The sequence below is a fragment of the Streptomyces sp. JHA26 genome (assembly GCF_002005565.1).
GTDB lineage: Bacteria > Actinomycetota > Actinomycetes > Streptomycetales > Streptomycetaceae > Streptomyces.
On the sequence record NZ_BDJC01000081.1, the window covers coordinates 1 to 26515 of the forward strand.

23 protein-coding genes and 1 tRNA gene are annotated in these 26515 nt (G+C 71.8%); 18 read left to right on the plus strand and 6 right to left on the minus strand.

What is annotated here, in order from left to right:
- Nucleotides 1-669 precede the first annotated feature (669 nt).
- Nucleotides 670-2448, minus strand: a complete 1779-nt coding sequence (locus JHAT_RS30970) for a DUF262 domain-containing protein (RefSeq protein WP_077801606.1) — start codon at nt 2446-2448, stop codon at nt 670-672.
- 287 nt (nt 2449-2735) lie between these two features.
- Entirely contained in the window at nt 2736-3200 is a 465-nt protein-coding gene (locus tag JHAT_RS30975) for an NUDIX hydrolase (RefSeq protein ID WP_171991142.1), read from the minus strand.
- A gap of 18 nt (nt 3201-3218) precedes the next feature.
- Here JHAT_RS30975 and JHAT_RS30980 point away from each other — a divergent pair, with 18 nt between their 5' ends.
- From JHAT_RS30980 to JHAT_RS31025, 11 genes are all read left to right on the plus strand, one after another.
- Complete coding sequence (locus tag JHAT_RS30980; protein ID WP_077801607.1) at nt 3219-3998, plus strand: GntR family transcriptional regulator; 780 nt, start codon at nt 3219-3221, stop codon at nt 3996-3998.
- A 139-nt stretch (nt 3999-4137) separates the two neighbouring features.
- On the plus strand, nt 4138-4494 hold the full coding sequence (locus JHAT_RS30985; RefSeq protein WP_030971328.1) for a hypothetical protein: 357 nt from the start codon (nt 4138-4140) through the stop codon (nt 4492-4494).
- Nucleotides 4495-4496: 2 nt separating this feature from the next.
- A complete protein-coding gene (locus JHAT_RS30990; RefSeq protein ID WP_077801608.1) occupies nt 4497-5852 on the plus strand; it encodes an FtsK/SpoIIIE domain-containing protein in 1356 nt (451 codons plus the stop codon).
- Nucleotides 5853-5937: 85 nt separating this feature from the next.
- Nucleotides 5938-6102 (plus strand): hypothetical protein, encoded by a 165-nt coding sequence (locus JHAT_RS34825; protein ID WP_171991143.1) that lies wholly within the window; start codon nt 5938-5940, stop codon nt 6100-6102.
- Nucleotides 6102-6779, plus strand: a complete 678-nt coding sequence (locus JHAT_RS30995) for a DUF2637 domain-containing protein (protein WP_077801609.1) — start codon at nt 6102-6104, stop codon at nt 6777-6779. Before JHAT_RS34825 ends, JHAT_RS30995 begins: the two co-directional genes overlap by 1 nt.
- A 19-nt stretch (nt 6780-6798) precedes the next feature.
- On the plus strand, nt 6799-6990 hold the full coding sequence (locus JHAT_RS31000) for a mobile element transfer protein (protein WP_077801610.1): 192 nt from the start codon (nt 6799-6801) through the stop codon (nt 6988-6990).
- Nucleotides 6991-6999: 9 nt separating this feature from the next.
- The gene (locus JHAT_RS31005; protein ID WP_077801611.1) at nt 7000-7155 is read left to right on the plus strand and encodes a hypothetical protein; all 156 of its coding nucleotides are present in this window, start codon (nt 7000-7002) and stop codon (nt 7153-7155) included.
- 21 nt (nt 7156-7176) lie between these two features.
- Complete coding sequence (locus JHAT_RS31010) at nt 7177-7503, plus strand: SpdD-like protein (protein ID WP_077801612.1); 327 nt, start codon at nt 7177-7179, stop codon at nt 7501-7503.
- Nucleotides 7504-7591: 88 nt separating this feature from the next.
- Nucleotides 7592-8998, plus strand: coding sequence for a replication initiator protein RepSA (gene repSA, locus JHAT_RS31015; RefSeq protein WP_077801613.1), 1407 nt, complete (start codon nt 7592-7594; stop codon nt 8996-8998).
- Nucleotides 8995-9192 carry an AlpA family transcriptional regulator gene (locus tag JHAT_RS31020; RefSeq protein WP_077801614.1) on the plus strand — a complete coding sequence of 66 codons (198 nt, stop codon included), beginning with the start codon at nt 8995-8997 and terminating at the stop codon, nt 9190-9192. The genes repSA and JHAT_RS31020 overlap by 4 nt, the downstream gene beginning before the upstream one ends.
- Nucleotides 9192-10586 carry a site-specific integrase gene (locus tag JHAT_RS31025; RefSeq protein WP_077801615.1) on the plus strand — a complete coding sequence of 465 codons (1395 nt, stop codon included), beginning with the start codon at nt 9192-9194 and terminating at the stop codon, nt 10584-10586. Before JHAT_RS31020 ends, JHAT_RS31025 begins: the two co-directional genes overlap by 1 nt.
- A gap of 178 nt (nt 10587-10764) precedes the next feature.
- Here JHAT_RS31025 and JHAT_RS31030 read toward each other — a convergent pair.
- Nucleotides 10765-10837, minus strand: a tRNA-Arg gene (locus JHAT_RS31030).
- Between the two features lie 319 nt (nt 10838-11156).
- Between JHAT_RS31030 and JHAT_RS31035 the strand changes: the two genes are divergently transcribed.
- The 7 genes from JHAT_RS31035 to JHAT_RS31065 all read left to right on the plus strand — a co-directional run bounded on the left by JHAT_RS31035 (nt 11157) and on the right by JHAT_RS31065 (nt 20405).
- Nucleotides 11157-12764 (plus strand): dynamin family protein, encoded by a 1608-nt coding sequence (locus JHAT_RS31035; RefSeq protein WP_077801616.1) that lies wholly within the window; start codon nt 11157-11159, stop codon nt 12762-12764.
- A 3-nt stretch (nt 12765-12767) separates the two neighbouring features.
- Complete coding sequence (locus JHAT_RS31040; RefSeq protein ID WP_077801617.1) at nt 12768-14966, plus strand: YfjP family GTPase; 2199 nt, start codon at nt 12768-12770, stop codon at nt 14964-14966.
- A 193-nt stretch (nt 14967-15159) separates the two neighbouring features.
- Nucleotides 15160-15627 (plus strand): single-stranded DNA-binding protein, encoded by a 468-nt coding sequence (locus JHAT_RS31045; protein WP_077801624.1) that lies wholly within the window; start codon nt 15160-15162, stop codon nt 15625-15627.
- Nucleotides 15628-15888: 261 nt separating this feature from the next.
- Nucleotides 15889-17304, plus strand: a complete 1416-nt coding sequence (locus JHAT_RS31050; protein ID WP_077801618.1) for a Cys-Gln thioester bond-forming surface protein — start codon at nt 15889-15891, stop codon at nt 17302-17304.
- A 318-nt stretch (nt 17305-17622) separates the two neighbouring features.
- Nucleotides 17623-19287 carry an energy-dependent translational throttle protein EttA gene (gene ettA, locus JHAT_RS31055; RefSeq protein ID WP_077801619.1) on the plus strand — a complete coding sequence of 555 codons (1665 nt, stop codon included), beginning with the start codon at nt 17623-17625 and terminating at the stop codon, nt 19285-19287.
- Nucleotides 19288-19293: 6 nt separating this feature from the next.
- A complete protein-coding gene (locus JHAT_RS31060; RefSeq protein WP_077801620.1) occupies nt 19294-19728 on the plus strand; it encodes a thioesterase family protein in 435 nt (144 codons plus the stop codon).
- A complete protein-coding gene (locus JHAT_RS31065; protein ID WP_107482077.1) occupies nt 19725-20405 on the plus strand; it encodes a hypothetical protein in 681 nt (226 codons plus the stop codon). The genes JHAT_RS31060 and JHAT_RS31065 overlap by 4 nt, the downstream gene beginning before the upstream one ends.
- 9 nt (nt 20406-20414) lie before the next feature.
- Here JHAT_RS31065 and JHAT_RS31070 read toward each other — a convergent pair whose 3' ends face one another.
- From JHAT_RS31070 to JHAT_RS31080, 3 genes are all read right to left on the minus strand, one after another.
- Nucleotides 20415-21383 carry an ABC transporter ATP-binding protein gene (locus tag JHAT_RS31070; protein ID WP_077801621.1) on the minus strand — a complete coding sequence of 323 codons (969 nt, stop codon included), beginning with the start codon at nt 21381-21383 and terminating at the stop codon, nt 20415-20417.
- Nucleotides 21384-21645: 262 nt separating this feature from the next.
- Nucleotides 21646-24375: an FtsX-like permease family protein gene (locus JHAT_RS31075; protein WP_077801622.1), complete on the minus strand. Its 2730-nt coding sequence runs from the start codon at nt 24373-24375 to the stop codon at nt 21646-21648.
- A 190-nt stretch (nt 24376-24565) separates the two neighbouring features.
- The coding region (locus JHAT_RS31080; RefSeq protein ID WP_143660551.1) for an FtsX-like permease family protein at nt 24566-26515 on the minus strand (1950 nt) is incomplete at its 5' end.

The window sequence follows — 26515 nt, forward strand, 5'->3', positions numbered from 1 at the left end:
AGAGAGGCTGGGTGATCTGCGGGCTGAGCTGCGGCTTCGGCGGCCGAGGAAGCGAGCGGCTACTCGACCGCAGGGCACCGGTGTTGACCGTGGCTGCCCCCTGCATCTGGCACGGTTGTGGCACGAACCTCAGCCGACGACAGTCAGCCACGACGGCGGGTGCGCCGACCGACCACGCACGCGTATGCCTCGCTGCACCCCCACCGGTCTCGGCCACGCCATCGGGGTTTTTCGTCGACCAGAGCAAGCGGCCACGGCCGGTCCGTGACGACGGCCGGAGCCCTCAGCTTGGGAAGCTCGGGTCTCCTGGAGCAGTTTCCGCACGCACCTGCGGCGGAGCGGTGTTCCGTCCCTGGTAGTCCGTGGTCGTGGGGTCGTCTGAGCCTCAGTCGACGACAGTCAGCCACGGTGGCGGTGCGCCGACCGATCAGGTGCGCGTGTGCCCCTCTGCATCCCCACTGGCCTCGGCCACGCCGCTGTGCCGTCGAACAGGGCAAGCCATGACGGCCTGCCCGTGATGACCGTGCTTCGGCCCTCAGCTTGATTCGTACGACGGAACAGCCACGGGCCTTGGTGAAGTGCTGAATTGATCCCCGTTTATACCCGTGGCTCACCGATGTATCTGGCGCAGTGCTGGCACGCCCTCCGGGTAACCCATTGCCCGCCTGACTACTTGAACCGCTTCGACGCAGCAAGCGCCTCGTTGGTCTTCATTTTGCGAAGGTCCTCTCCATCGCGCACGTAGTACTCCTCGTCGAAACTGGACAGCTCTGACTGGGCGGGAATTCTGATAACCACGTATGACCGCCCAGAGTAAGTGACGGTGTCCACGTTTGCCAAGACAGCACTCTTTAGCGGCTCACTCATAGGAGAACCTTGAATGACTCCCAAGATTTTCCGCGTGTAATCGCTAAGCTGGATTCCTAGAACTCGGCATTCTCGGTCAACGCCGACAAGAAGTTGACGTCCCATGCGGAGAGCCACGACGGAATCAAGTTGCTCAACTCGTTCCGCATCCTTGCTGGTATCCGCTACGCCGAAGACGATGTATCCATCCGCTTCGGGTCCTACATTCGCGATGGCTGAGATAATTTTCGGCATTTTTTCGAGAAAGGTCTGGTTGATTTCTCGCTTTCCGTACAGTGACGCTATCCCTTGTTTAAATTCATAGCGCGCACTCTCTATTGGAGCTCGCCTAATGATGTTAGGGAACTCAATCTCCATGGCGGGGCCGTGAGTGAGCGCTGGCCGCGGTGCACTGGCGAAGTGCTTCTCCAAGAGACCGCGAACAATGTCAATATTCTCCTGGCGCTGCTGCTCGGTCGTTGTATTTCTGCTAGGGGTCAGCCTAGCGGATACCTTTCGAATAGCAGCAAATGCCGCTTTAGGGTCTGCGAGCTGCTTCTGTTGCCTGACCATCAGATCGTAGAACGCCATAAATATCGCATAGAAGGGCGTTTTGGCGGAAGTGAAGCTACTAGTGCTGACGTGCGATCGGAAGGCTCCGCTGATGCCTGGCCGCTCGGACTCCACCATGGTTTTCATGGCGCCAAGCACGTCCTTGACATCGCTGGCTAGAGTCTCGGTGCCATAGGCGTTTAGGTCAATGGCAAGCGAGTGGCTCTCAGGAGTAGTTGGATCGAAATACTTATCAAGTACATCAGAGCTGACGCTAAACGTGTTGCCCCTGACAACTGAAATGCAAATGTCCGCTAGAAGCTGCTCATCTTCACTTTGCTGTAGCTGGCGTGGATTCAGGACTCCCAAGCTGCACCAAAATGTCTCCTCTGCCGCGATTCCGTACCCGAGTCTTTCGCGTGCGGAATCGATGGAGACAACAGGCATCTTGGTGAGAGGGAGTACGTCGGGTGAGCCGTCGTATCGAAAGTCGGAGGCTAGCCTCCTAACCATCCGAACGAAGTCGCTGACGACACCTGCCTGTCGTTTCTCCTGCGCACTGAGTTGGCGGCCTCCTGAGTTGATGCGCCGGAATACTTCGGTTACTTGCGTTTCCTCTTTCGAATCGAAGATGGTTACCGCTAGCTGATAGTCAAGCAAGTCGGCGCACTTGCTTGCTGGAAGGAGATCAGGGTTTCCCGGTTCGGCTTCAAATGCTCCCGCCTCTGCGAATTGTCGTGCTCGCGAGAATTCCTTCAGGTCGAAGAACTGTTTTGCGTCACCGGTTTTAATGGCGTACTTGTGTTCAATGAATCCAAAGATCGCATCTAGCCTCTGCATGCCATCGATGATTTCAAAGTCGCCGTCTAGTGTTTCAGCGAAAAGGAACAGCGGGATCGGGAATCCTTTTAGAATACTGTCAATCAAGTGGACCTTTTCGTCTACCCCCCATACGAGTTTTCTTTGATAGTTGCGATTCACGATAAGCCTTTCGCCTCGATAAAGGCTGTAGGCTTCTTGGATCGACATCCCTCGGGGGGTAATGGACATCGACGGACCTCCTGTCGGTCAAGTCTGGTGACGCGTTAGGTGCAATATCTACCTACTACTCATCGACCAAGAGGTAGGTGTTGAATCTTGTCGGAATTTGTAGGAGTGTGCTTGGCGGAGCCAAGCCGCGACCTGCCTCTTCTCTGACGTCAGGTGCCTGACTGCTCTGAGCGTGGCGCGGGCGTCGGCCGGGCTGGAGCGGGGCGGAGACAGGAGCGCAGGCCCGGCCGACGCCCGCGCCACGCGCGGGGGGCGGAGCGAGCCGCCTTGATGAAGTAGAGAAAGTCTTATCCCGTTGGGATGAGCCGCTTGCCGTCGTGGCTTCGTACGTGGGGGCCGCTGCCGTCCAGGGCGTCTAGGAGCCTGATCGCGTATACCTCGGCCATGCGCTCGCTGACCTGGTCGGGCGTGAGCCACTCGACGGCTGTCGACTCGCTCGACGTGCGCTCGATGCCGCCGGACGGCTTGCAGCGAAAGACGAGGGCGACGATGCCTCGGGTCGTGTTCTTGTAGACACCGGTCAGCTCGTCGACCTCGACGTGGATGCCTGTCTCCTCCAGGACCTCGCGGGCGACGCCGGCCTCTGGGGTCTCGTTGAGTTCGAGTACTCCGCCGGGGAGCTCCCAGGTGCCGTTGTCGGCGCGGCGAATCGCCAGGAGCCGGCCGTCTTCGCGGACCACCACCCCGGCTACGGATACCGAGTGCAGCGGCGCGGACGTTGCTCCTTGTGATTCACTCATGTACAGGAGCATAGGAGGCAGGGAAGGACTATGGGAACCGCAGCAGGAGGTGAGCGGTCCGTACCTCGGTACGTGCAGATCGCCGAGGAGATCGTGCAGCAGATCCGGGCAGGGCTTCTTAAGCCCGGTGAGATGGTGCCGAGTGAATCCGAACTGGTCGACCGTTACGGCGTATCCGGCGGGACCATCCGCAAGGCCATGGTCGAGGTGCGGGCAAGCGGCCTCGTCGAGACCCGTCACGGCAAGGGCTCGATCGTGAAGGACCGGCCGCCCGTGCGGCACCGTTCCTCCGACCGCTTCCGGCGCTCGCACCGCCGCGGGGGCAAGGCTGCCTACCTGGCCGAGTCGGCGCAGTCTGGTGCCACCGCCAAGGTCAGCGTCCTCTACATCGGCCCTATGGAGGCCCCCGAGGATGCGGCCCGACGGCTCGGTGTCGACGTCGGCGCCCAGGTGCTCGCCCGGCGCCGTCTCTACTTCCGCAACGGCACTCCGGTCGAGACCGCCTCCTCCTACCTCCCGTGGGACGTGGTGAAGGAGATCCCCGAGCTGTTCGCCGAGAACCCCGGCGGCGGTGGCATCTATGCCCGACTTGAGGACCACGGGCACGAGTTCGCGGAGTTCGTTGAGACCTTGCAGGCGCGGCCGGCCTCCAAGGCGGAGGCGTCGGAACTCGCCCTCAGCCCCGGTGCGCCCGTGGTCCATCTGATCCGCGAGGCCCGTACGACCGAGGGCCGCGTCGTTGAGGTCTGCGACACGCTCATGGCCGCTGACCAGTTCGTTTTCGAGTACCGCATCCCGGCCGCCGACTGACACTGCCTCAACTCCACGCAGCCCGCCTCGACTTCTGAGCCGCGGCGGGTTGACTCATGTATAGGAGTGATGCACTCTTCTTCATGTCACTCATATACATGAGTGACGGAGTCCCGCCTGTGTAGAGGAGTGCTTTGCCATGCGTCAGATTCCCGTCGACACCACCGCCGCCACCGTGATGGTCGCCAAGACCCCGCAGCCCAAGGTCAAGGACCGCCGCACCGGCGAGATCGCCACGGACATCGACACCGGCGCCAAGCTCATGACCGTCGACGTGATGTTCGCCGCCAACGACGAGGTCGAGATCCTGTCCATCACCGTTCCGGAGACCGGCATCTCCGGTGAGCTGGCCATGGGCACCCCGGTCGCCCTCACCGGCCTGATCGCCCGGCCGTGGGAGAACGAGTTCAACGGCCAGAAGCGGCACGGCATCGCCTTCCGCGCGGTCGCCGTGACCTCCCTCGCCGACATGGCCGCGCAGACGAAGGCGGCCTGACCATGACCGCCTTCACGGTCACGCTCGTGCTGGTCGTCGCCGCTGCGGGTCTCCTGCGGTGGCGGCGCCCCGCCTGGTACTGGCTGACCTTCGGGATCACCCTCGCCGCGCTGCGTGTCCTGGTCCAGTACGCCTCGGTCATGGACGCCTGCGGGCTCACCGTCCCGGCTCCGCGCTGGCGCCTCACCTTCGCCCGGATGACCAACCGGCCGGTCCCGGAGTCCCGTCCGCCGCGCATCCTCCGCGTCCGACCCACCCGCACCGGCCTGGTCTTACGGCTCAAGCTGCGGCCCGGACAGGACGCCTTCGACATCGCCGCAGCTTCCGACCGGCTCCGCCACTCCTTCTCGATGTACGGCGTCACCTCCCGCGAGCTGCGCTCGGGCGTGATCGAGCTGCGGATGACCGGCTACGACGTACTCAAGCGAGTGCAGATGCCGGCCAAGACCGGCACCCGCCTGATGCGGGTTCCGGTCGCCCTGCGCGAGGACGGCTCGATCCACTACCGCGACTACCGGGCGATACCCCACGCGCTCACCCTCGGCGCCACCGAGTCCGGCAAGTCCGTCTACCAGCGCAACCTCGTCGCCGGGCTCGCCCCGATGGACGTCGCCCTGGTCGGCATCGACTGCAAGCAAGGCGTCGAACTCTTCCCGCTGGCCCACCGGTTCACCGCGCTCGCCGACAACCCCGACACCGCCGCCGAACTCCTCGACGCCCTCGTGGCCCGCATGGAGGACGTCTACCAACTCATCCGCGCCGAACAGCGCATCACCGCCGACGTCCCGGACGCCGAGATCGCCGCCGACATCTGGGACCTGCCCGACCACCTCCGCCCGACCCCCATCGTCGTCCTGGTCGACGAAGTCGCCGAACTCGCCCTCTTCGCCACCAAGGAAGAAGAGAAGCGGCGCGACCGGATCATCACCGCCCTGGTCCGCCTCGCCCAACTCGGCCGCGCCGCCGGCATCTACCTCGAAATCTGCGGACAGCGCTTCGGCTCCGAACTCGGCAAGGGCATCACCATGCTCCGCGCCCAGCTCACCGGCCGCACCGCCCACCGCGTCAACGACGAGACCAGCGCGAACATGGCCTTCGGTGACATCTCGCCGGACGCCGTCCTGGCCGCCATCCAGATCCCCGCGGAGATGCGCGGCCTCGCCATCGCCGGTGATTCAACCGGCGGTTGGCACCGCATCCGCGCCCCGCACACCTCGCTCCGCCAGGCCGCCAACATCTGCAACCGGCACGCCGACCGCACCCCGGAACTGCCCGAGCTGGCCCCGTTCCGTCCCGCGCTGACCGGCACCGCCGCAGACCCCGCGCCGCTGTCCAAGACAGCACCCGTCACGGCCTGACCTTTCCGCACCTCCCCGGTCGGCGCGACCGCCCTCGCGCCACGTCCCTACCCCCGCCATGCCTGATGAAGGGAGAACGACCGCCATGTGCCCCGACTGCGAGGACTTCGCCCGCACCGTGCTCCTGCTCGGCCAACTCGCCCTCTACGCCGACACGGACGGCGCGGACCTCGACTTCGTCGAAGCCGTCAGCCCCTCGCTGGCCGCCTCGCTCCCCGAGCCGCCCGACACGACCGCCGAGGACTTCTGATGGCCGGCCGCCTCGGTCTGCGCGCCGACGCCGTCCTGGTCCAGGCCGTCATCGCCGGAGCCCTGTCCTTCGCCCACCTGCACGACCTGGCCGCCGCTGCCGGACAGGACGGCTGGAAAGCCTGGGCCTACCCGGTCAGCGTCGACCTGCTCCTGGTCGCCGCCTGGCGACGGCTCCGCAGCGAAGGGCCGTCCCGGCTCGCCTGGTCCTGGTTCCTCATCGCCCTGTTCGCCTCGCTCGGCGCGAACGTCGCCACCGCCGGTTTCCTCGACCTGGCCGACCCGCCCGCCCTGCTCCGCCTCGGCATCGCCGGATGGCCCGCGCTCGCCTTCCTCGGCGGCACGCTGCTCGCCCACTCCGCCAAGCACCAGCCGCAGCCGGAACCGCCGGCCCCCGAGCCCGACACCCTCCCCGAGCGGGACACGGCTCCCGAGCCCGAACCGGAGCCCCCGGCCCCCGCAGTCGACGAGCCCTCGGCTCCCCAAGCCGACGAGCCCCCGGCCCTTCCGGCTCCCATCCCGGCCCCCGCGGTTCCGCCCGTCCTCGTCGACCACGCCCGGAAGGTCGCCGACGAGTACCGCGTCCGCACCGGCTCCCCGATCGACACCGACACCCTCCGCGCCCGCCTCGGCGTCCCGCCCCACCTGGCCGACGCCATCGCCGCTCACCTCGCCTGACCAGGACGGAGAACCAGCCATGCCCGCCCGCGACAACTTCCACTCCGTGATGCGCATCGGCCCGGTGCAGATCGGCACCCACCGCGACCGCAACGGCCGGACCAAGCACGCCGCCGTGTGCAACTCCGACGGCTGCGGCTGGTCCGCCGACTACACCAGCCAGACCGCCGCCCAGCTCGCCGCCCGCACCCACCGCTGCCGCGTCCGCTAGGAGGCCGCCATGCAGGTCCCGCTCTGGCTCGCGCTCCTCGTCGTCGGCTACCTCGGCGTCAAGCTCATCCGCCCGCCCGCCTGGCTCATCGCCGTACTGCTCCTCGGCGGCTTCCTCCTCGCCGACAGCGTCTTGGCCCCCGCCGTCAACGGCCTGATCAAGTAACCGCCCGAAGGGAGATCACCGATGCTCCGCCCGAAGATCCCCACCATGCCCACGCCGACCGGTCTCGCCACCCCGCCCGCCGTCGTCGAGCCGACCACCATCACCCCGACCACCCCGACCACCGCGCCCCCGCCGGCCACCCTGCCGCCCCCGGCGTCGTCCCGGCCCACGGTCCAGCTCACGCCTGGCACCGCGCTCGCCCTCGTCGGCGGCGGCACCGCCGTGGTCCTGGTCGTCGGCGCCGTCCTCGTCTCGATGCTCCTGGCCGTCGCCATCACCGGCGCCTCGCTCGCCATCTGCGCCCTGGTGATCCGCTCGCTCGTCCACGCGGACGCCAAGCGACGCTGACCGGCCCCCGGGCGGCCTCGATACCGCCAAGCATCCGCCGCCCGGGAGCCGTCCCTGTCCGATCTCGCAACCGGAAGGAACATCCAGCATGGCCCACCGCGCCTCATCCGCGACACCGAGTGCGCTCACGCCAGACATCCTGCTCGACCCGATCGCCCTCGGAGACGTGCTCCGAGTGGCCTCGGCCTCCGACTACGCACGCTGGGAAGACCAGATCCGTCGCACCGGCGGCTGCTCCGACCCGATCCACCTCACCGGCTGGATCCTCCACAAGGACAAGACCAGCGGTGAGACCCTGCACCACTACTCCACCGCGAACGAGCCGGGCGGCCGTCTCCGCCTCGCCTGCGGAAACCGCCGCGCGTCCCGCTGCCCGTCCTGCGCCTGGACCTACGCGGGCGACACCTATCACCTGATCCGCGCCGGCTTGGCCGGGGACGACCGCCGCGACGTCCCCGCCGCCGTCCGAGATCACCCGCGGGTCTTCGCCACCCTCACCGCGCCCTCGTTCGGCCCGGTCCATAACCGCCCCGACCACGGCACCTGCCGCTGCGGCACCCCGCACGCGCCCGACGCCCCGGAACTGGGCACCGCCCTCGACCCCGAGACGTATGACTACGCGGGCGCCGTGCTGTTCAACAACCACGCCGGACAGCTCTGGCAGCGCTTCACCACGCGACTCCGCCGCGAACTCGCCGCCCGCGCCGGCCTGACCCGCCGGGAACTCGCCGATCATCTTCGCGTCTCGTATGGCAAGGTCGCCGAGTTCCAGAAGCGCGGTGCTCTGCACTTCCATGCCGTCGTACGTCTCGACGGCCCGGAAGGACCCGGCACGCCACCGCCCGCCTGGGCCACGGTCGACGTCCTCACGGACGCGCTGCGCGTCGCCGCCGCGCACTCGTACACGTCGGTCTCCGTTCCGGCTGCCGGTGACCAGCCGGCTCGGACCTTCCGCTGGGGTCGGCAACTCGACGTCCGCCCGGTCCAGGCTTTCGGTGACGGCTCCGACATCACCGAACAGGCCGTCGCCTCGTACGTGGCCAAGTACGCCACCAAGGCCGCTGAGAACACCGGCACCCTGGACCGCCGCATCGGCGAACTCTCCGAACTCGACCGCCACGGCGTCCCCGACCACACGCGCCGTCTCATCACCGCGTGCCGCGACCTGGACGGCCTCTATCCGGATCGGCGTCTCTGGGCGTGGGCGCACATGCTCGGTTTCCGCGGGCACTTCTCGTCCAAGTCGCGCACCTACTCCACCACCCTCGGTGCCCTCCGCCAGGAACGCGCCGACTACCGCGCTGCCCAGGAAGCCTCCGTCCTCGGCCTCGACGACCGTGAGCCGGCCACCGTCCTGGTCCTGGCCGACTGGCAGTACGCCGGCCACGGCCACACGCCGGGTGAAGCCGCCCTCGCCGCGACCATCGCCCGCGACCTCCGGACCAACCGTGAGACCGCTCGCGAAGCCCTCCTGGACGAAGGGAGCAAGGAATGACCACGGCCATGCGGTCACGCAGCATGCTCACCCTCGCGGAGGTCTGCGAGGAACTGGCCATCTCGCGCTCGACCTTCTACGACTGGCGGGCCAAGCATCGTGCGCCGCGCTGCATCAAGCTCCCGAACGGCGACCTCCGAATCCGGCGGAGCGACCTCGAAGACTGGCTTTACGACCGCGAGGACGCCGCCTGATGGAGACGACGTACGACGTCAAGGTCTACAAGATCCTCACGTACAAGGGCGCCCGGAAGAACACCTACACCGTGCGCTGGGTGGTCGCGGGGAAGCGCTGGCGTGAGCCCTTCGACACGGTTGCCCTCGCCGAAGGCTTCCGCTCCGAACTCATCCGGGCCACCGGTAAGGGGGAGGCGTTCGTCGTCACCACCGGTCTTCCGGTGTCCCACCGCTCCAAGTCGGCTGCCATGAGCTGGTACAGGTTCGCCGTCGAGTACGTGGATGCCCGCTGGTCCCAGCTCGGCGGCAACAGCCGCAAGAACATCGCCAAGACCCTGACCGCGACGACCATCGCGCTGTTGCGGGCTAAGCCCACCCAGTTCGCACCTGCCGCCGTGCGCACCGCCCTGCGTGAGTGGGCGTTCAACACGAACCGACGACCTGACGCGCCGCGGGACGTGGTGGCCATCCTCAGGTGGGTCGAGCGGAACTCCCTGCCCGTCTCGGTCTGGGAGGACCCGGAGAAAGTCGACCAAGTCCTGCGGGCCATCGACACCCGCCTTGACGGCAGGCAGGCGGCGGCCTGGTCCCGGAAGCGCAACCGGCGGATCCTCAACGTCGTCATGAAGCACGCGGTCCGGCGGCGCATCCTGCGGGTCAATCCCCTTCCCAAGGGCAAGGAGTCGGCGGCCGCCACGAAGACCTCGAACGCCGTGGACAAGCGGTCCTTGCTGAACCCCGAGCAGGCGGCGGCGATCCTCGACTGGATACGGCGCCGGCCGCGCGGTGGCAGGCGGCTCCACGCCTTCTTCGCCACGCTGTACTACTGCGGTCCGCGCCCCGAGGAAGCTGTGGCGATGCGGGTGGAGGACGTCACGCTGCCCGAGCCCGACGCCGAGGATCAGTGGTGCGAGCTGCTGATCCACACGGCGACTCCGGAGGTCGGGAAGCAGTGGACCGACACGGGTGAGATCCACGAACAGCGGGACCTGAAGGGCCGTGCGGAGGGCGAGACGCGCACTGTGCCGGGGCACCCGGCCCTGACGCGCATCCTGCGGCAGCACATCCAGGACGAGCGGCTGCGGCCGGGCGATCTGTTGTTCCAGGGGGAGTCGGGCGGCATCCTCGCCGGCTCGGTCATCCGTCGGGCCTGGCGTGGTGCGCGTAAGGCCGTGCTGCCTCCCCATGTCTTCGAGTCGCCGACCGGGCGGCGCGTGTACGACAACCGGCACACGCGCCTGACCAAGTGGCTCAACGACGGGATCCCGCCCGCCCAGGTGGCGGAGTGGGCCGGTAACAGCGTGGCTGTGCTCCTCGCCACGTACGCCCGGTGCGTCGACGGGCAGCTGCCGGATCTGAAGCGGCGGCTCGAAGCCGCGGGGGACCTGCCGGAGGCGCCCGGCGCCGGCTGATTCTCCGGCCGAGAACTTCGACACGTATTCGACACGGCCACCCGCGAAAACCCGGTGACAGCCGGACAGCCCCGGAGCCCGCCCTTGATCGTCAGAAGGGTGCCCGGGGCTTCGTCGTGGCGGCTGATACCGGCCCTGACCAGCGAAAAGCCCTCCCCGGCGGGAGGGCAGAGATGGGCGCCCCCGGCAGGACTCGAACCTGCGGCCAAGCGCTTAGAAGGCGCCTGCTCTATCCACTGAGCTACGGGGGCCTGGTGTGGTGGCCTCGGTCGTGGGGGCCGGAAGGGGCCGGTCCACGACGTTGCCGGGACAAGGATAGGGCTCCCGGTTCCGTGTCCCTGACGCTTCGCCTCCGTGGCTCGATGTGGAGGTTCGGTGAAGCGGAACCGATAATCGCAGGCAGGTACGAATCGTGCACCGCTTTTGGCGTCTCGCGCACCGGGTGTTGTGCACTCGTTATGCCTGGACTGTCCTCGCGCCCCAGTAGTCCCTTCCGTCCGCAATGTCCGGTCGGCGCGCAGACATGCTCATATGCTTCAGAATTCCCCTAAAATTGGGCATTCTTCCCATGTGGTGACCTTGGACGTACGGCCTCAGCTGCTCGACGCACTCTCCGCCCTGCGCGACCGTGTCGCGGCCGCACGCTTCCCGCTGCCCCTCGCGGGGGCTCCCCGTGCGCGTGCCAACCGCGACGAACTGCTCGCCCAGCTCGACGACTACCTGGTGCCCCGGCTGAGAGATCCCGAAGCGCCGCTGCTGGCCGTCGTGGGAGGCTCCACCGGGGCCGGGAAGTCCACGCTGGTGAACTCGCTGGTGGGCCGGCGGGTCAGCGAGGCGGGCGTCCTGCGGCCCACCACCCGGACACCGGTGCTGGTGTGCCACCCGGAGGACCACCACTGGTTCAGCGGCATGCGCGTGCTGCCCGACCTCACGCGCGTGTGGGCGCCCCACCGCTCCCCGGACGACGAGCTGCTCCTGCCCGGCGACAACCCCACGCGCGTGCTGCGCGTCGAGACCGCGGACACCCTGCCGCCCGGCCTCGCCCTCCTCGACGCGCCCGACATCGACTCCCTCGTCGCCGACAACCGCGTCCTGGCCGCGGAGCTGATCTGCGCCGCCGACATCTGGGTGATGGTCACCACCGCCGCCCGGTACGCCGACGCCGTGCCCTGGCAACTGCTGCGCACCGCCAAGGAGTACGACGTCACACTGGTCACCGTGCTCGACCGGGTGCCCCACCAGGTGGTGGCCGAGGTGTCACGGCAGTACGCGGCGCTGCTCACCAAGGCCGGACTCGGCGAGGTCCCCCGCTTCACCGTCCCCGAGCTGCCCGAGTCGGCCTGGGGCGGCGGGCTGCTGCCGGCCACCGCCGTGGCGCCGCTGCGGGCCTGGCTCGTCCACCGGGCCCAGGACTTCGCGGCCCGGCACGACGCCATGGCCCGTACGGCCTACGGAGTCCTGGACTCCCTCAAGACCCGGATGCCCGAGCTGGCCAGTGCCACCGCCGCGCAGTACGCCGCCGCGCTGCGGCTCACCGCCGCCGTCGACGGGGCGTACGACGCCGAGCACGCGCGCGTGCGGGGACGGTTGCAGGCGGGGTCCGTACTCACCGGCGACGCCCTGAAGCGGTGGCGTTCCTTCCCGCTCGACTGCACTCCCGGCGAACTCCTCGACTCGCTGGTGGAGAGCCTCGGCGCGCTGCTGCTGTGCGCCGTCACCGCCGCCGACGAGCACGTCGACGAGGCCTGGCGGCGCGAGCCCGCGGCGGACGCCCCGGAACTCGCGGCCCGCGCCTCCTCGTCCGAGGGCGCCGAGCACCGCATCGGGATGGCCGTACGGCGATGGCGGCGGGAGCTGGAGGAGTACGCCGAGGAGGAGGTGCGGCGGCTCGACCGGAGCCTGGCACCGGACCCGGAGACGGTCGCCGCCCTCGGCGCCACCGCACTGCTCGGCGGCAGGCGGGCGCGCAGCGCCGGGGAGGGGCTCGCCGAACGCATCGGCGCCCACGGCGCGCTGCGGCTGCGCGACCGGGGCGGGCGGCTGCTCATCGACCGCATGGACCGCGTCATGCACACGGAGCGTGAGCGCCGGCTCGCTCCGCTCGACGCGCTGGAGGTCCACCCCGAACCGCAGGCCGAGCTCATCGCCGCGCTGTCCGTACTGCAGAAGGAGAGGTGACCGGTGACCGCCGTCACTGACCAGGACCCCACCGAGCACACCGACCACACGGAGGAGACGGACCCCCCGGGCGGCCTCGGCGGGAAACGTGGTGCCGGGGAGCGCGCACACGGGGCGGGCGCCGGCGAGAGGCGCCCCGGGGAGGACCGTGCCGCCGCGGACGCGGGCCGGGGCGCACGCGCCCGCGACGACGGGCGCGAGCGTGCGGCAGGGGGCGGGGGCGAGCGCGGGGGGAGGGAGCGTGAGGCGCGCGGTGACGGTGAGCGCGCCCGCGAGTCCCGCCCCCACGCGCGCGTGGCGGACGACGGCACCCCCCGGCGTACGGACCGCAAGGAGCGAGCGGACGGTGTCCGGGCGGGATCGGCGGCCGAACCCGGGACCCGGGACGAGGAGGGGGCCTGGGACGACGGGCTCATCGCACGACGGGTGGACGAGAACGGCGGCGCGGAACAGTTCACCGCCGTGCCGTCCAGACCGGCGAGTTCCTCGCCCCTGATGCCGTTGGCCTACGACGGGCACCTCAGGTCGCGGCTGGACGCGCTGCGCGAACTGGTGGGGCTCTCCCGTACCCGGCTCGACGGCGGGACGCTGGCCGAGGCCGGACGGGTCCTCGACGAGGCCGCCGCGCGGCGCAGGCTCTCCGGGCAGCACACCGTCGTCGCCATCGCCGGCGCGACCGGCAGCGGCAAGTCGCAGCTGTTCAACGCGCTCGCCGGGGTGATGATCTCCGAGACGGGCGTCCGCCGGCCGACCACCGCCGCGCCCATCGCGTGCAGTTGGAGCGACGGCGCGGCCAGCCTGCTGGACCGGCTCGGCATCCCCGGCCGGCTGCGCCGCCGTCCGCTGCAGCACCCGGGCGCCGACTCGCCGCTGCGCGGACTGGTCCTGATCGACCTGCCCGACCACGACTCGGCGGTCGTGCAGCACCGTGAGCAGGTGGACCGCATCCTGGGGCTCGTCGACGCCGTCATCTGGGTCGTCGACCCCGAGAAGTACGCCGACGCCATGCTCCACGAACGCTATCTGCGGCCGATGGCGGGCCACGCGGAGGTCACCTTCGTCGTCCTCAACCAGGTCGACCGGCTGCCCGGGGAGGCCGCCGACCAGGTCCTCGACGACCTGCGGCGCCTGCTCGACGAGGACGGCATCGCCCTGGGGGAGCACGGCGAACCCGGCGCGGCGGTGCTCGCACTGTCCGCGCTCACCGGGGAGGGCATGGACGAACTGCGCGAGACGCTCGGCCAGTTCGTCGCCGAGCGGCAGGCACCGGCGCGCCGCATCGCGGCCGACGTGGACGCCGCCGCCCGGCACCTGCGGCCCGTGTACGTCGCGGGGCGGCGCATCGGGCTCAGCGAGGAGGCCCGGGAGGAGTTCGCGGACCGGCTCGCCGACGCGGTGGGCGCCACCGCGGCGGGCGACGCGGCCGAGCGCTCCTGGCTGCGCAACGCCAACCGCGCCTGCGGCACGCCCTGGCTGCGGCTGTGGCGCTGGTACTTCGACCGGGGCGAGCCCTCCACGGGGCGGTTGCCGCTGCGTACCCAGGCGGACGAGGAGGTCGCGGCCCGTCAGCGCGTCGAGCAGGCGGTGCGCACGGTGTCCCACCGGGCGTCGGCCGGGCTGCCGGCGCCGTGGGCGCAGGCGGTGCGCGAGGCGGCCGTCCGCGGTGCGCAGGGGCTGCCCGAGGCGCTCGACGAGCTGGCGGAGCGGCAGGGTCTGCCGACGGTGCGTCCGCCGCGGCCCGGGTGGTGGCCGGTGGCCGTGCTGGCCCAGGCGTCCATGACCCTCCTCCAGGTGGTGGGCGGCCTGTGGCTGCTCGGCCAGATCATCGGCATCATGTCGCCGAACCTGGGCGTGCCGGTGCTGCTGATGGTGTCCGGCATCGTCGGCGGCCCGGCCATCGAGTGGAGCTGCCGCATGGCGGCGCGCGGACCGGCGCGGCGCTACGGATACGAGGCGGAACGCAGGCTGCGCGAGGCGGCCGCGGGGTGCGGCCGGGCCCGGGTGCTCGATCCGCTGGCGGCGGAGCTGCTGCGGTACCGGGAGGTACGGGAACAGTACGGGCGGGTCGCGGGAACGGGCGTGGGGACGGGCATGGGGACGGGTGTGGGGACCGGGGCCGGGACGGGATTCGGTGCGGGTGCGGGTGCGGGTGCGGGAGCTGGAGCGAGGACGGGGGCGGGAGCGGGGGCTCGGGCGAGGTAGCCGGTGGGGAAGACCCTCACCCGTTCGGGCGGCGGGGTTCTCCACAGGCTGGGGGAGGGTCCACAGCGCTCTGCGGGCCCGGCCCGGACGGAGGCAGTCTGGCCTCGCGGCGATCGTGGCGGAAGCGGTCGCCGGCAGGCAGACGCAGCAGCCGTACGGGCCGGGCCCGTACGCGTGGAGGGAGGGACTCACGATGAACGAGACCATGATCTGTGCCGTGGGCAACGTGGCGACGCGGCCGGTGTACCGGGACCTGGCGAGCGGACCGTCGGCGCGGTTCCGGCTGGCGGTCACCGCACGCTACTGGGACCGCGAGAAGAACGCGTGGACGGACGGCCACACCAACTTCTTCACGGTGTGGGCCAACCGGCAGCTCGCCACCAACGCGTCGGCATCGCTGACGGTGGGTGAACCCGTCGTCGTGCACGGTCGGCTGAAGGTGCGTACGGACGTGCGCGAGGGACAGAACTGGACCTCCGCGGACATCGACGCGGTGGCGATCGGGCACGACCTCTCGCGAGGGACGGCGGCGTTCCGGCGCACCAACAGGGCCGAGGGGGCCGCCTCTCCACCGCAGCCGGAGCCCAACTGGGAGACGCCGCCCGTGGAGTCGCGGCCCGCGGACGGCGAGCAGCGGCCGGAACCCGCCGCGGTGGCGTGACGCGGGCGCCCCGACACCGGTGACCGAAGTGCGGCTTATCGGCGAGAGCATACGGATCAGCCCGGGTGGATTTGTCGATAAGCCCTGCTCGCAGGGGGAGTCGGCCATAACGATTCCGAGTCGGATCTCCGCTCGAACCGGCCTCGCCGAGGGGTGTGGTGTGCCAGGTCCTTAGGATGCCGAACATGTCCTGAGGGACTGCTGATTCTGCTGGTGGGACCGTGCCCCCATGCCAACGGGTCCTGCTCGAAGGGGAATTTGGTGCTTTCTTCGCTCTCTGTCCTGTTGCCCGGCCGTGGAGCGGCGGCGCGGTTCGCCGCCACGGCGCTGGTCTCCGTGCTCGCCGCGGCCGGCGTAGCGGCGGGTGCTGCCCCGGCCGCCGCCCAGGGGGAGACGCGGGGCGAGGGCGGGGCCGCGGCCACCATAGGCGGCCTGAAGACCTACGGCGCCGCGGTCATACACATGGCCGGTGGTGACCAGGAGGTGTCGGCCGGCCTGTTCGAGATGTCCGTCGACGGTGGCGGCATGCTGCAGACCTACTGCGTCGACATCCAGAACCCGACGCAGAAGGACGCCAAGTACCACGAGACGCCCTGGAGCGGGACCTCGCTGGGCACCAACAAGGACGCCGGCCGCATCCGCTGGATCCTGCAGAACTCCTACCCCCAGGTCAACGACCTCGCGGCGCTCGCGAAGAAGGCCGGGGTGCGCGGCGGGCTCACCGAGCAGGACGCGGCGGCCGGCACGCAGGTGGCCATCTGGCGCTACTCGGACGACACGGACGTCGAGGCCGTCGACCCGCAGGCCGAGCGGCTCGCGGACTACCTGGAGAAGCACGCCCGCAACCTGACCGAGCCCGCGGCGTCGCTCACGCTGGACCCGCCCGCGGTCTCCGGCCACCCGGGCGAGCGGCTCGGCCCGGTGACGGTGCACACCAACGCCGACAGCGCGACGGTCGTCCCGCCGGCGGACGCCACCACCGACGGAGTGCGGTTCGTCGACAAGGACGGCAGGCCCGTCACCTCCGTGACCGACGGCGCCCAGATCTTCTTCGACGTGCCGAGGGACACCGCGGCGGGCACCGCCGGACTGACCGTCCAGGCCTCGACCACCGTGCCGGTCGGCCGCGCCTTCGCCTCCGAGAGCCGCAGCCAGACGCAGATCCTGGCCGGCTCCAGCGAGTCGACGGTGTCGGCGACGGCGAGCGCGACCTGGGCCGACCAGGGCGCGATACCCGCACTGTCCGGGGCGGAGAACTGTGCCGAGGGCGGCCTGGACATCACCGCGGTCAACAAGGGCGACGTGGCGTTCACCTTCGAGGTGCTGGACAGCGAGTACATCATCGCGGCGGGCGAGACCCGGACGGTCACGATCCCGTTGCCGGAGGACCGCGCCTACGACTTCGCCGTCCGCGGCTCCGACGGCTTCGAGCAGCGCTTCACCGGCGTCCTCGACTGCCGCACGCAGAGCAGCCCGGCAGGCCAGGACACCCGCACCCTCGGTGAGCCGGCCCCCGCCGCGGTGGTCGACCCCACCCCCAGCCACGACGCCGACCTCGCCGAGACCGGCAGCTCCGACGCGACCCCCCTGATCGGCGGCGCGGCCATCGGCCTGGTCGTGATCGGCGGCGCGGTCCTGCTGCTCGTCCGCGGGAAGAACGAACACGGCGGGGCCTGACCGGCGCCGAGCCGCTCCGCGTCCGTGCCGGTCCGCTCCGTGTCCGTGCCGCTCCGCGGGCGGCCGGTCCGGTGGACCAGCGGCGTAAGCCGGGGTCCGGGGCGTGGACGGCCGCGGCGGCCGGCGGGACGGAAGAAGTCCCCGGGCGGCCGCGCGGAGCCGCCCCGAGGGTGCGCAGACGTCCGGCGGGCCGCTGTCGGGCCTCGCAAAGGGCCAGGTCAGAGCCCTCGCAGGGAACGCGTTTCCGCCCAGGGGTGGCGGTGCGGCAAGATGGGGTGTATCTGCCCACTGCCTGATCAAGCTGCCGGACGGTTTCTCTTGGCTGAGTACATCTACACCATGCGCAAAGCGCGCAAGGCGCACGGCGACAAGGTCATCCTTGACGACGTCTCGCTGAACTTCCTTCCCGGCGCGAAGATCGGTGTGGTCGGTCCGAACGGTGCCGGTAAGTCGACCGTTCTGAAGATCATGGCGGGCCTGGAGCAGCCGTCGAACGGTGACGCGTTCCTGTCGCCGGGCTACACGGTCGGCATCCTGCTGCAGGAGCCCCCGCTGAACGAGGAGAAGACCGTCCTGGAGAACGTCCAGGAGGGTGTCGCCGAGGTCAAGGGCAAGCTCGACCGGTTCAACGAGATCGCCGAGCAGATGGCGACCGACTACTCGGACGCGCTGCTGGAGGAGATGGGCAAGCTCCAGGAGGAGCTGGACCACGCCAACGCCTGGGACCTCGACGCCCAGCTCGAGCAGGCCATGGACGCGCTGGGCTGCCCGCCCGGCGACTGGCCCGTCGTGAACCTCTCCGGTGGTGAGAAGCGCCGCGTCGCGCTCTGCAAGCTGCTGCTGGAGGCTCCCGACCTGCTGCTGCTCGACGAGCCCACCAACCACCTCGACGCCGAGTCGGTGAACTGGCTGGAGCAGCACCTCGCCAAGTACGAGGGCACCGTCGTGGCCGTGACCCACGACCGGTACTTCCTGGACAACGTCGCCGGGTGGATCTGCGAGGTCGACCGCGGCCGGCTGCACGGCTACGAGGGCAACTACTCCAAGTACCTGGAGACCAAGGCCACCCGCCTCAAGGTCGAGGGCCAGAAGGACGCCAAGCGGCAGAAGCGCCTCAAGGACGAGCTGGAGTGGGTCCGCTCCAACGCCAAGGGACGGCAGGCCAAGTCCAAGGCGCGCCTCGCCCGCTACGAGGAGATGGCCGCCGAGGCCGACAAGATGCGGAAGCTGGACTTCGAGGAGATCCAGATCCCGCCGGGCCCGCGCCTGGGCAACGTCGTCGTCGAGGTGAACAACCTCACCAAGGCCTTCGGCGAGAAGGTCCTCATCGACGACCTCAGCTTCACGCTGCCCCGCAACGGCATCGTCGGTGTCATCGGCCCGAACGGCGCCGGCAAGACCACCCTGTTCAAGATGATCCAGGGCATCGAGGAGCCGGACTCCGGTTCCATCAAGGTCGGCGAGACCGTCAAGATCTCGTACGTCGACCAGAGCCGCGAGAACATCGACCCGAAGAAGACGCTGTGGGCCGTCGTCTCCGACGAGCTGGACTACATCAACGTCGGCCAGGTCGAGATGCCGAGCCGCGCGTACGTCTCCGCCTTCGGGTTCAAGGGCCCGGACCAGCAGAAGCCGGCCGGCGTGCTGTCCGGCGGCGAGCGCAACCGGCTGAACCTCGCGCTCACCCTCAAGCAGGGCGGCAACCTGCTGCTCCTCGACGAGCCGACCAACGACCTCGACGTCGAGACCCTCTCCAGCCTGGAGAACGCGCTGCTGGAGTTCCCGGGCTGCGCCGTGGTCGTCTCCCACGACCGGTGGTTCCTCGACCGCGTCGCCACGCACATCCTCGCCTACGAGGGTGACTCCAAGTGGTTCTGGTTCGAGGGCAACTTCGAGTCGTACGAGAAGAACAAGGTCGAGCGGCTCGGCCCGGACGCGGCGCGTCCGCACCGTGCCACCTACAAGAAGCTGACCCGGGGCTGATCGATCTTGCGGCACCTCTACCGCTGCCCGCTGCGCTGGGCGGACATGGACGCGTACGGTCACGTCAACAACGTGGTCTTCCTCCGCTACCTGGAGGAGGCCCGTATCGACTTCCTGTTCCGTCCGGACAAGGACTTCCAGCAGGGGTCGGTGGTGGCGCGCCACGAGATCGACTACAAGCGGCAGCTCGTCCACCGGCACCACCCGGTCGACATCGAGCTGTGGGTCACCGAGATCCGGGCCGCCTCCTTCACCCTCTCCTACGAGGTGAAGGACGGCGACCAGGTCTACGTCCGGGCCTCCACGGTGATCGTGCCCTTCGACTTCGAGGAGCAGCGCCCCCGCCGGATCACGGCGGAGGAGCGGGAGTTCCTCGAGGAGTACACGGACGACGCCGGCGAGAAGGCGCGGGACGGCGAGGAGGAGGCCGTCGCCGCATGACGGTGCTCCACCTCGCCGACGAGGGGGAGGCCGCCGACCTCGCGGCCTTCCTCTCCCGCCTGCTCCACTACGACCGCGGCGCCGCCGTACGCCTCCAGGCGCACGGCACGGCGCTCGCCGTCTTCGGGCGGCCGCCCTCCTTCGAGGTGCTGGCCGTGCGGGCGGTACGGCTGGCGAAGCCGTACGAGAGCGGGCTCGACGTCACGCTGGACGTGACCGTGTCCGCCGGTGAGCTCCTGGAGTCGGTGGACGAGCCGGCGGCCACCGCGGCCGTGCCCGGCGCGGTCACCGGACCGCCGTGGGCCGGCGTGCTCCCCCCGCGCGGCGGCTGGCGGCCCGAACCGGGGCTGCCCGCCCCGGACGCGTTGCGGGCCCTGGTCTCCGCGGCCGTCGCCGAGTTCCGGTCACGGACCGGGGAGTTGGCCCCCGAGAAGCGCACCCGGGCCGAGCTCGACCGGATCGGCCGGGAGATATGGTCCCGGACGGTCGGGGACACCGGCCTGCCCGTGCGGGCCGTGCACGCGGCCCAGTCACTGGGGTTCCTGCGCCCCGCGGACACGGCCGGGAACGGACCCGCGCTGGTCTCCTCGGGCGCGTGGCTGCGGCTGCGCACCCCGTACGGATCCGTCGCCCTGCGCCGGGCGGGCACCGGGACGCTGGGCCTCAGCGTGCGCTGAGCCGTCCCGTCAGGGGTGCTCGCTGTCGTCCGGCCGCACGGCGATGTGGTCGGGCTCCAGTTCCAGGGCGACGCGGTCGCGCATGCCGAGGGCCCGGGTGTACTCGGCGGGCAGCTGGAGGCGGCCGGCGCGGTCGAGCATGGCGTACTCGCGGGCCACCACCGTCTCGTGGCCGGTCGCGGCGTCCACCTCGCTGCGCCGCAGCACCTCCGTGGAGGTGCGGCCGTCGCGGATGGCGACCGTGCGGCGGACCTCGTCGGCCACCGCCTGGTCGTGGGTGACGATGACGATGGTGGTGCCGAGCCGTTCGTTCGCGGTGCGGAAGGCGGCGAAGATCTGTTCCGCCGTGTGGGAGTCGAGCTCGCCGGTCGGTTCGTCGGCGAGCAGGACCGCGGGCTCGTTGGCCAGGGCCACGGCGATGGCGACGCGCTGCTGCTGGCCGCCCGACATCTGGTGCGGGCGGCGGTCGCGGCAGTCGGCGACCTCCAGCAGTTCCAGCAGCTCCAGGGCGCGTTCGGAGCGCGCCCGTCGGGCCGCACGGCCCCGGCCGCGGGCGCCCGCGAGCTGCACGGGCAGGGCGACGTTCTGGGCCGCCGTCAGGTAGGGCAGCAGGTTGCGGGACGTCTGCTGCCAGACGAAGCCGACCACCTCGCGGCGGTAGGAGAGACGGTCCTTCGCGGTCATCGTGAGCAGGTCCCGGCCGGCGACGCGGGCCGCGCCGGCGGTCGGGGTGTCCAGCCCGGCGAGGATGTTCATCAGCGTCGACTTGCCGCTGCCGGACGCACCGACCAGGGCCATCAGCTCGCCCTCCCGGACCAGCAGGTCGAGGCCCTGGAGGGCCTGCACCTCGACGCCGTCCGCGCTGAAGACGCGGACCAGGCGGTCGCAGGTGATGAGGGCGTCGTGGCCGTAGGCCGGGCGGTCACGGGACGCGGTGGCGCGGCCGGCCAGGTCGGCGAGGGTGGGGTTCGTCGTCATCGGGGCCTCCTCGGCAGATGCCCTGGGTGTCTTCGGGCCGGGCGACGCGGGTGGTGCGGGTGGTGCGAGCGATGTGGGTAGTACAGGCGGTACGGGCGGTGCGGATGGTGCGGGCGATGCAGGGGGCTGAGGCGGTGGGCGTGGCCCAGGCTGCTCGGGTGAGGTGAGGGTCCTGTGCCGCGTGTGCTGCTCACCGGGTCCGGAGGGCTCAGGCGACCGAGGCGGTCCGGGTGGGCCGGGTGAGGTGCTCGGTCGGGGCCGTTCATCCGGAGTCCCCCGCCCGCAGCTCCGTGACCGATCCGCGTCGGCCCGACCACCACGCCTGCACCGCCGCGGCCCCCACCGCGACCACCAGCACCGCGACCGTCGGCACGGCCAGCGACCACGGGTCCGTGCGCAGCCCGGCCCGGCCGCCCGGGGACGTCTCCGTCGCCAGCGCGATCGTCGTCACGTCGACGCCGGGGGAGAGCAGCCGCACGGCCGCCCAGCCGGTCAGCGCCCCGCCCGCCGCCGCCAGGGCGGCCTGGGGGAGGGACTCCAGGACGAGCAGGCGCCGGCCCTGGGACCGGGTCAGGCCCATCGTGCGCAGTCGGGCGAGCAGCGCGGCCCGTTCGGGCGCGGCGCGCAGCAGGGACAGCAGCAGGGCGAGTACGGCGTAACCGGCGCCGGCCGCCACCGCCGCCGTGTAGACGCGTTCGGCACCGGTCTGGAGGGGCGAGTCGACGTACCGGGCCCGTTCCCGCTCGCGCAGGAGCACGGAGCCGGCGTCGCCGGTCGCCCGGCGCAGCGCACCCCCGTCGATCCGGTCGCCGGTCAGCAGCAGCACGGTCGGACGGGCCGCCTCCGCGGACAGCCCGGCCCGGTCCACGACCAGGAACTCGTCGCCGGAGACGGCCGGGGTGACGTCGCTCACGAGGGTGATCCGCAGGATGACGGCGGTGCCGTCCTCCATGCGCACCCGGAACGGCTCGCTGCCGAACCGCTCGGCGACCGTGGGCGAGGCCAGCGCGCGCAGGGGCTCGTCCCGGCCGTCCGGGCGTTTCAGGTCGTCCGCGTCGAAGCCCCCCAGGTCCGTGCGCGCCGCCAGCTGCGCGTAGGCGGCGGGGTCGACGCCGGCCACGGGCAGCACCTGACGGCCGTTGCTGGTCCGGGCCTCGTAGGCGATGCTCACCCCGGTCAGCCCGGCCACGCCGGAGGTGCGGCGGACCCGGTCGACCAGGGCGGACGGCAGCGGTCCGTTCCCCTCGACGCGGGCGTCGGCGCCGGTGGTGAGCAGGGCCGCCCGGTCCCGGGTGTCCGCCACGCCGGCCAGCACCGAGCCGCCGAAGGCCGCCGTGGTGAGCGCGGTCAGCAGCGCGAGCAGGGGCAGCACCGCCGAGACGGAGGTACGGCCCGCGCGGGCCAGCGCCAGGTGCCCCACCGCGCCGCGCAGCCGCCCCGCCGGGCGGGCCAGGCGCCGCAGCGGCAGCGGGTACAGGCGGACCAGGACCAGCGCGGCGATCCCCCCGACCAGCACCGGCGCGAGCGACACCAGGTCGTCGGCCGAGCTCGTCGCACCGCGCCGGCGCAGCGTCTCGACCGCGGCCACGGCCAGGACGACGGCGGTGAGTTCGGCGACCGTACGGCGCCGGGACGGACGCGGTGACGCCACGTCCCGCCGGCCGCCGTGGACCTGGACGGCGCGGTGGGCGACGGCCGCCCGCAGGGGCAGCGCGGCGCAGCCGACGACGGTGACCGCGACGGCGGCGGCGACGGCCGGGCCGGGACGGGCACCGGGAAGGGCGAGCAGCGCGGCGGCGAGACCGAGGGCGCCCGCGGGCACCGCCGCCACCGCCGTCTCGGCCAGCAGCCGTCCCACCAGGCCCCGCAGGGACGCGCCCCGGGCGCGCAGCAGGGCGAGTTCCGCGCGGCGCCGGTCGGCGGCGAGGCCGGCCGCCATCAGCAGGACCACGCCGGCGACCGTGCCGGTGCCGACCGCGGCGACCGTGACCAGCCGGCCGATGCTCGACCGCAGCCGGTCGAAGGCGGTGAACACCTCGTCCAGGTCGGTGCTCACCTCGGCGTCCGGGGCGACGGCCGACCGCACCTCCCGCAGCCCCGGCCCGGACTCCAGGGCGGCGACGGACGAGTTCAGCCCGTCCAGGTCGTGGGCGTGCAGCGCGTCGGTGTCCGGCGCGAACTGCCAGTAGCGCACGGGGGAACCGGTCGTCCCCAGCAGGGCGGGCCCCGCGTCGGGGGCCACGAGCAGGGTGCCGGTCCAGTACCTCTTGGTGTCCGCGCCGGCCGGCCCCGGCACCCTCACCAACGACGGGGTGCGCAGCTCGGGCTGGGTGGCCCAGTAGGCGCCGTCGGGGTCGCGCGGGGCGAGGACGCCGGTGACGTGGACGGCGAGCGGGGCGCGTGCCACGCGGGGCACGTGGAGGACCGCGCCGACCTCGATGCGCAGGGCCGCGGCGGTCTCGGCGGTGACGACGGCCTCGACCCGGTCGCCGGCCGCGGTGACCGGGGTGCCGGACGTGCGCGGCAGCCGGCCGGAACGCAGCCGGGCGTGGTCGCCGAGGCCGTGGTGGGCGGCGAGGTACAGGCGGGGCGCCAAGCCGTCGGGCCGGGGCAGCCAGGAGTCCGGGACCTCGATGTTCTCGGTGGTGCGCACCCCGTACGCCGACTGCGCCCGGTCGACGGGGAGCCGACCGGCCACGATGCCGAGCGCCTCGGCGTAGCTGTCGCGCAGCGCGTCGGGGCCCGCGTCCCGCTGCCACCGCTCCGGTTCGGTGCCGAAGCCGGGGCGTCCGGTGGTCAGCATGACGCCGGTCCGGTCGGGGCGGGCCTGCCGGAGGTCGTGGCGCAGGCTCGTGTCCTCGTACCGGTCCAGTGCCCTGGGGAAGGCGGCGGCCAGGCACGCGGTCAGCGCCACGAGCAGCGCCAGCGCGCACGCGGCACCGGGGGCGGTGCGCAGCCGAGTCCGCACCCACGGGGCGGCTACGGGGTTCACCTCCGCCCACCTCCTTGTTCCACGACGAGCGGACCGTGCTCCACGACGAGCGGACCGTGCTCCACGACGAGCGGACCGTGCCCCATGACGAGCGGACCGTGCCCCCGTGACGGGCGCCGTACGGTCACCCGTGCCGGGCGAGGGCGGCGGGGCGGCGGCCCATCGGCCGTCCCCACCGTGCGGGGGGTCGTCACCGGGGCCCGCCTCCCTGCTCCCTGAGCGCCGACACCGGGTCCGTCCGGCGCAGGGCGAGGACCGCCGTGACCAGCAGGGGGGTGACCGCCACGGCGGCCAGGAGCACGGCGACGCGGTCCACGGGGAGGTCGACGAGCACGGCGGGCACCGGGCGGGCGGCCTCCGGGGTCAGCACGATCAGGGGGATCACCGCCCGGGCCAGCACGGCACCCAGCGCCGTGCCCACGAGCAGCGCCAGCGCCACCAGGACGCCCTGCTCGACGGCGACCGCGCGGGCCAGCCGGCGGCGCGGGGCGCCCAGGGCGCGCAGCACCGCGAACTCGGCGTCCCGCTCCCGCAGCGACCCCGTCGCGCTCACCGCGAACCCGACGGCCGCCAGCGCCGCCGCCACCCCGGCCGCCGCGGTGAACGCCGTCCCGGGGCCCGCGCCGAACGGGTCGTCGCGCAACTGCCCGGCCAGTTCGTCGCGCACCACGACCTGCGCCGGGTCGACGTCCGGGAAGGCGCGCAGCGCCGCGGCCACCCCGGCCGCCTTCCCCGGCGCCGTCCGCAGCCACCACTCGGTGGGCGTCAGGCTCTCCCCGTACCGGGCCTGCAGCACCCGGTTCACCGACCGCAGATCGACCAGCAGGGCCCCGCCGTCGCGCTCGGGGGCGTCCGCCGCGACGGTGGTCGGCAGGGCGTGGACCGCGTGCACGATCCGCACGGTGACGCTCCGGCCGTCCAGCGCGATGTCCACCGACTGCCCGGCGCGGGCGCCCGCGGAGTCGAGGAAGCGGTCGGTCGCCACGGCCGTGAGCTGCGGCGGCGCGGGCTGTGCGGCGTCCAGCCGCACGGTCAGCGACGCCGACTCCCAGGGCGTGTCGGCCGGCACGTACCCGGTGCCGTACTCGATCACCGGCGGCCCGGACGCCCGCAGCCGGGGCTGCGTCGGGCTGGTGGGCGCGTCCGGGGGCGAGACCTGGCCGGCGCCGCGCGCGGAGGCCGTCCACGAGCGGGGCAGCGCCAGCCGCCGCACGGTGCCGTCGGCCGCCGTGGCGGTCAGCGCCTCCAGGGCGAAGCGGTGCTGCTGCGCCCGGCCGCTCGGCTGGGCCGTGACCAGCTCCAGACCGGTCACGGTCAGCGGGCCCGCGGCGACGGCGAGGTCCAGGGTGTGGCTGCGGCCGTCGGCGTCCAGCGCGCCGGCCGCCAGCCGGTACGGCGTGCCGTGGCCGTCCAGCACCGTGACGGTCACGTCCGCCGTCGTGCCCGTGTCCCCGCCCGCGCCCGAACGTCCCAGGGTCGCCGTCAGGCCCAGCCGCACGGTGCCCTCCGGCACCTTCGCGCCCGCCGCCTCGTCCTCGGGCCCGAGCGGGGCCAGCAGGGGCCGGGCCGGTTCGGGGGACAGGTCCGGGCGCAGCAGCATCGTGTCCGCGGCGCCCGCCGTGTCCAGCGCCAGCACCGTGGCCGTCCGGTCGCCGGACATCTGCAGCGTCGTACGGGCGGCGGGGGCCACGTCCCGGACGCCCGGGACCGCCGCGTACGTCTCCGTGCGGCCCAGGGCCGCCGTCCCGGCGCCGAGCACCCGCACCGGCGCGCCGGCGCGGAAGTCCGCCTGGTCGTCCTGCGAGCGGTCCCAGGAGGCGCCCTGTCCGACGGCCAGCATGCCCAGCGCCGTGGCCAGGACCAGCAGCAGCACCGGGCCGGCCCCGCGCATCGGGCGGCGGGCGAGCTGCCAGCCCGCCATCGCCGAGGCCAGTCCGCGCCCGCCGGCCGCCCGGCGCTCGGCGAGCCGCGCCACCGGCGGCAGCAGCCGCAGCGTCAGCACGGTGCCGGCCAGCAGCGCCAGCGCGGGCGCCGCGACCAGCAGCGGGTCGATGCCCAGGGCGCCGCCGCCGTCGTCGGTCACCGCGCCCGAGGTCTGCCGGGACAGCTGCCAGTAGGCGACACCGGCCACCACCAGCAG

What these genes read in the sequence shown, in the direction of transcription:
- JHAT_RS31065 (WP_107482077.1), top strand. Translation starts at nt 19,725, where the DNA reads ATGACGGTGCTCCACCTCGCCGACGAGGGGGAGGCCGCCGACCTCGCG.
- JHAT_RS34825 (WP_171991143.1), top strand. Translation starts at nt 5,938, where the DNA reads ATGTGCCCCGACTGCGAGGACTTCGCCCGCACCGTGCTCCTGCTCGGC.
- JHAT_RS31045 (WP_077801624.1), top strand. Translation starts at nt 15,160, where the DNA reads ATGAACGAGACCATGATCTGTGCCGTGGGCAACGTGGCGACGCGGCCG.
- repSA (WP_077801613.1), top strand. Translation starts at nt 7,592, where the DNA reads ATGGCCCACCGCGCCTCATCCGCGACACCGAGTGCGCTCACGCCAGAC.
- JHAT_RS30980 (WP_077801607.1), top strand. Translation starts at nt 3,219, where the DNA reads ATGGGAACCGCAGCAGGAGGTGAGCGGTCCGTACCTCGGTACGTGCAG.
- JHAT_RS30985 (WP_030971328.1), top strand. Translation starts at nt 4,138, where the DNA reads ATGCGTCAGATTCCCGTCGACACCACCGCCGCCACCGTGATGGTCGCC.
- JHAT_RS30975 (WP_171991142.1), bottom strand. Translation starts at nt 3,200, where the DNA reads ATGCTCCTGTACATGAGTGAATCACAAGGAGCAACGTCCGCGCCGCTG.
- JHAT_RS31005 (WP_077801611.1), top strand. Translation starts at nt 7,000, where the DNA reads ATGCAGGTCCCGCTCTGGCTCGCGCTCCTCGTCGTCGGCTACCTCGGC.
- JHAT_RS30995 (WP_077801609.1), top strand. Translation starts at nt 6,102, where the DNA reads ATGGCCGGCCGCCTCGGTCTGCGCGCCGACGCCGTCCTGGTCCAGGCC.
- JHAT_RS31000 (WP_077801610.1), top strand. Translation starts at nt 6,799, where the DNA reads ATGCCCGCCCGCGACAACTTCCACTCCGTGATGCGCATCGGCCCGGTG.
- JHAT_RS31070 (WP_077801621.1), bottom strand. Translation starts at nt 21,383, where the DNA reads ATGACGACGAACCCCACCCTCGCCGACCTGGCCGGCCGCGCCACCGCG.
- JHAT_RS31020 (WP_077801614.1), top strand. Translation starts at nt 8,995, where the DNA reads ATGACCACGGCCATGCGGTCACGCAGCATGCTCACCCTCGCGGAGGTC.
- JHAT_RS31010 (WP_077801612.1), top strand. Translation starts at nt 7,177, where the DNA reads ATGCTCCGCCCGAAGATCCCCACCATGCCCACGCCGACCGGTCTCGCC.
- JHAT_RS30970 (WP_077801606.1), bottom strand. Translation starts at nt 2,448, where the DNA reads ATGTCCATTACCCCCCGAGGGATGTCGATCCAAGAAGCCTACAGCCTT.
- JHAT_RS30990 (WP_077801608.1), top strand. Translation starts at nt 4,497, where the DNA reads ATGACCGCCTTCACGGTCACGCTCGTGCTGGTCGTCGCCGCTGCGGGT.
- JHAT_RS31025 (WP_077801615.1), top strand. Translation starts at nt 9,192, where the DNA reads ATGGAGACGACGTACGACGTCAAGGTCTACAAGATCCTCACGTACAAG.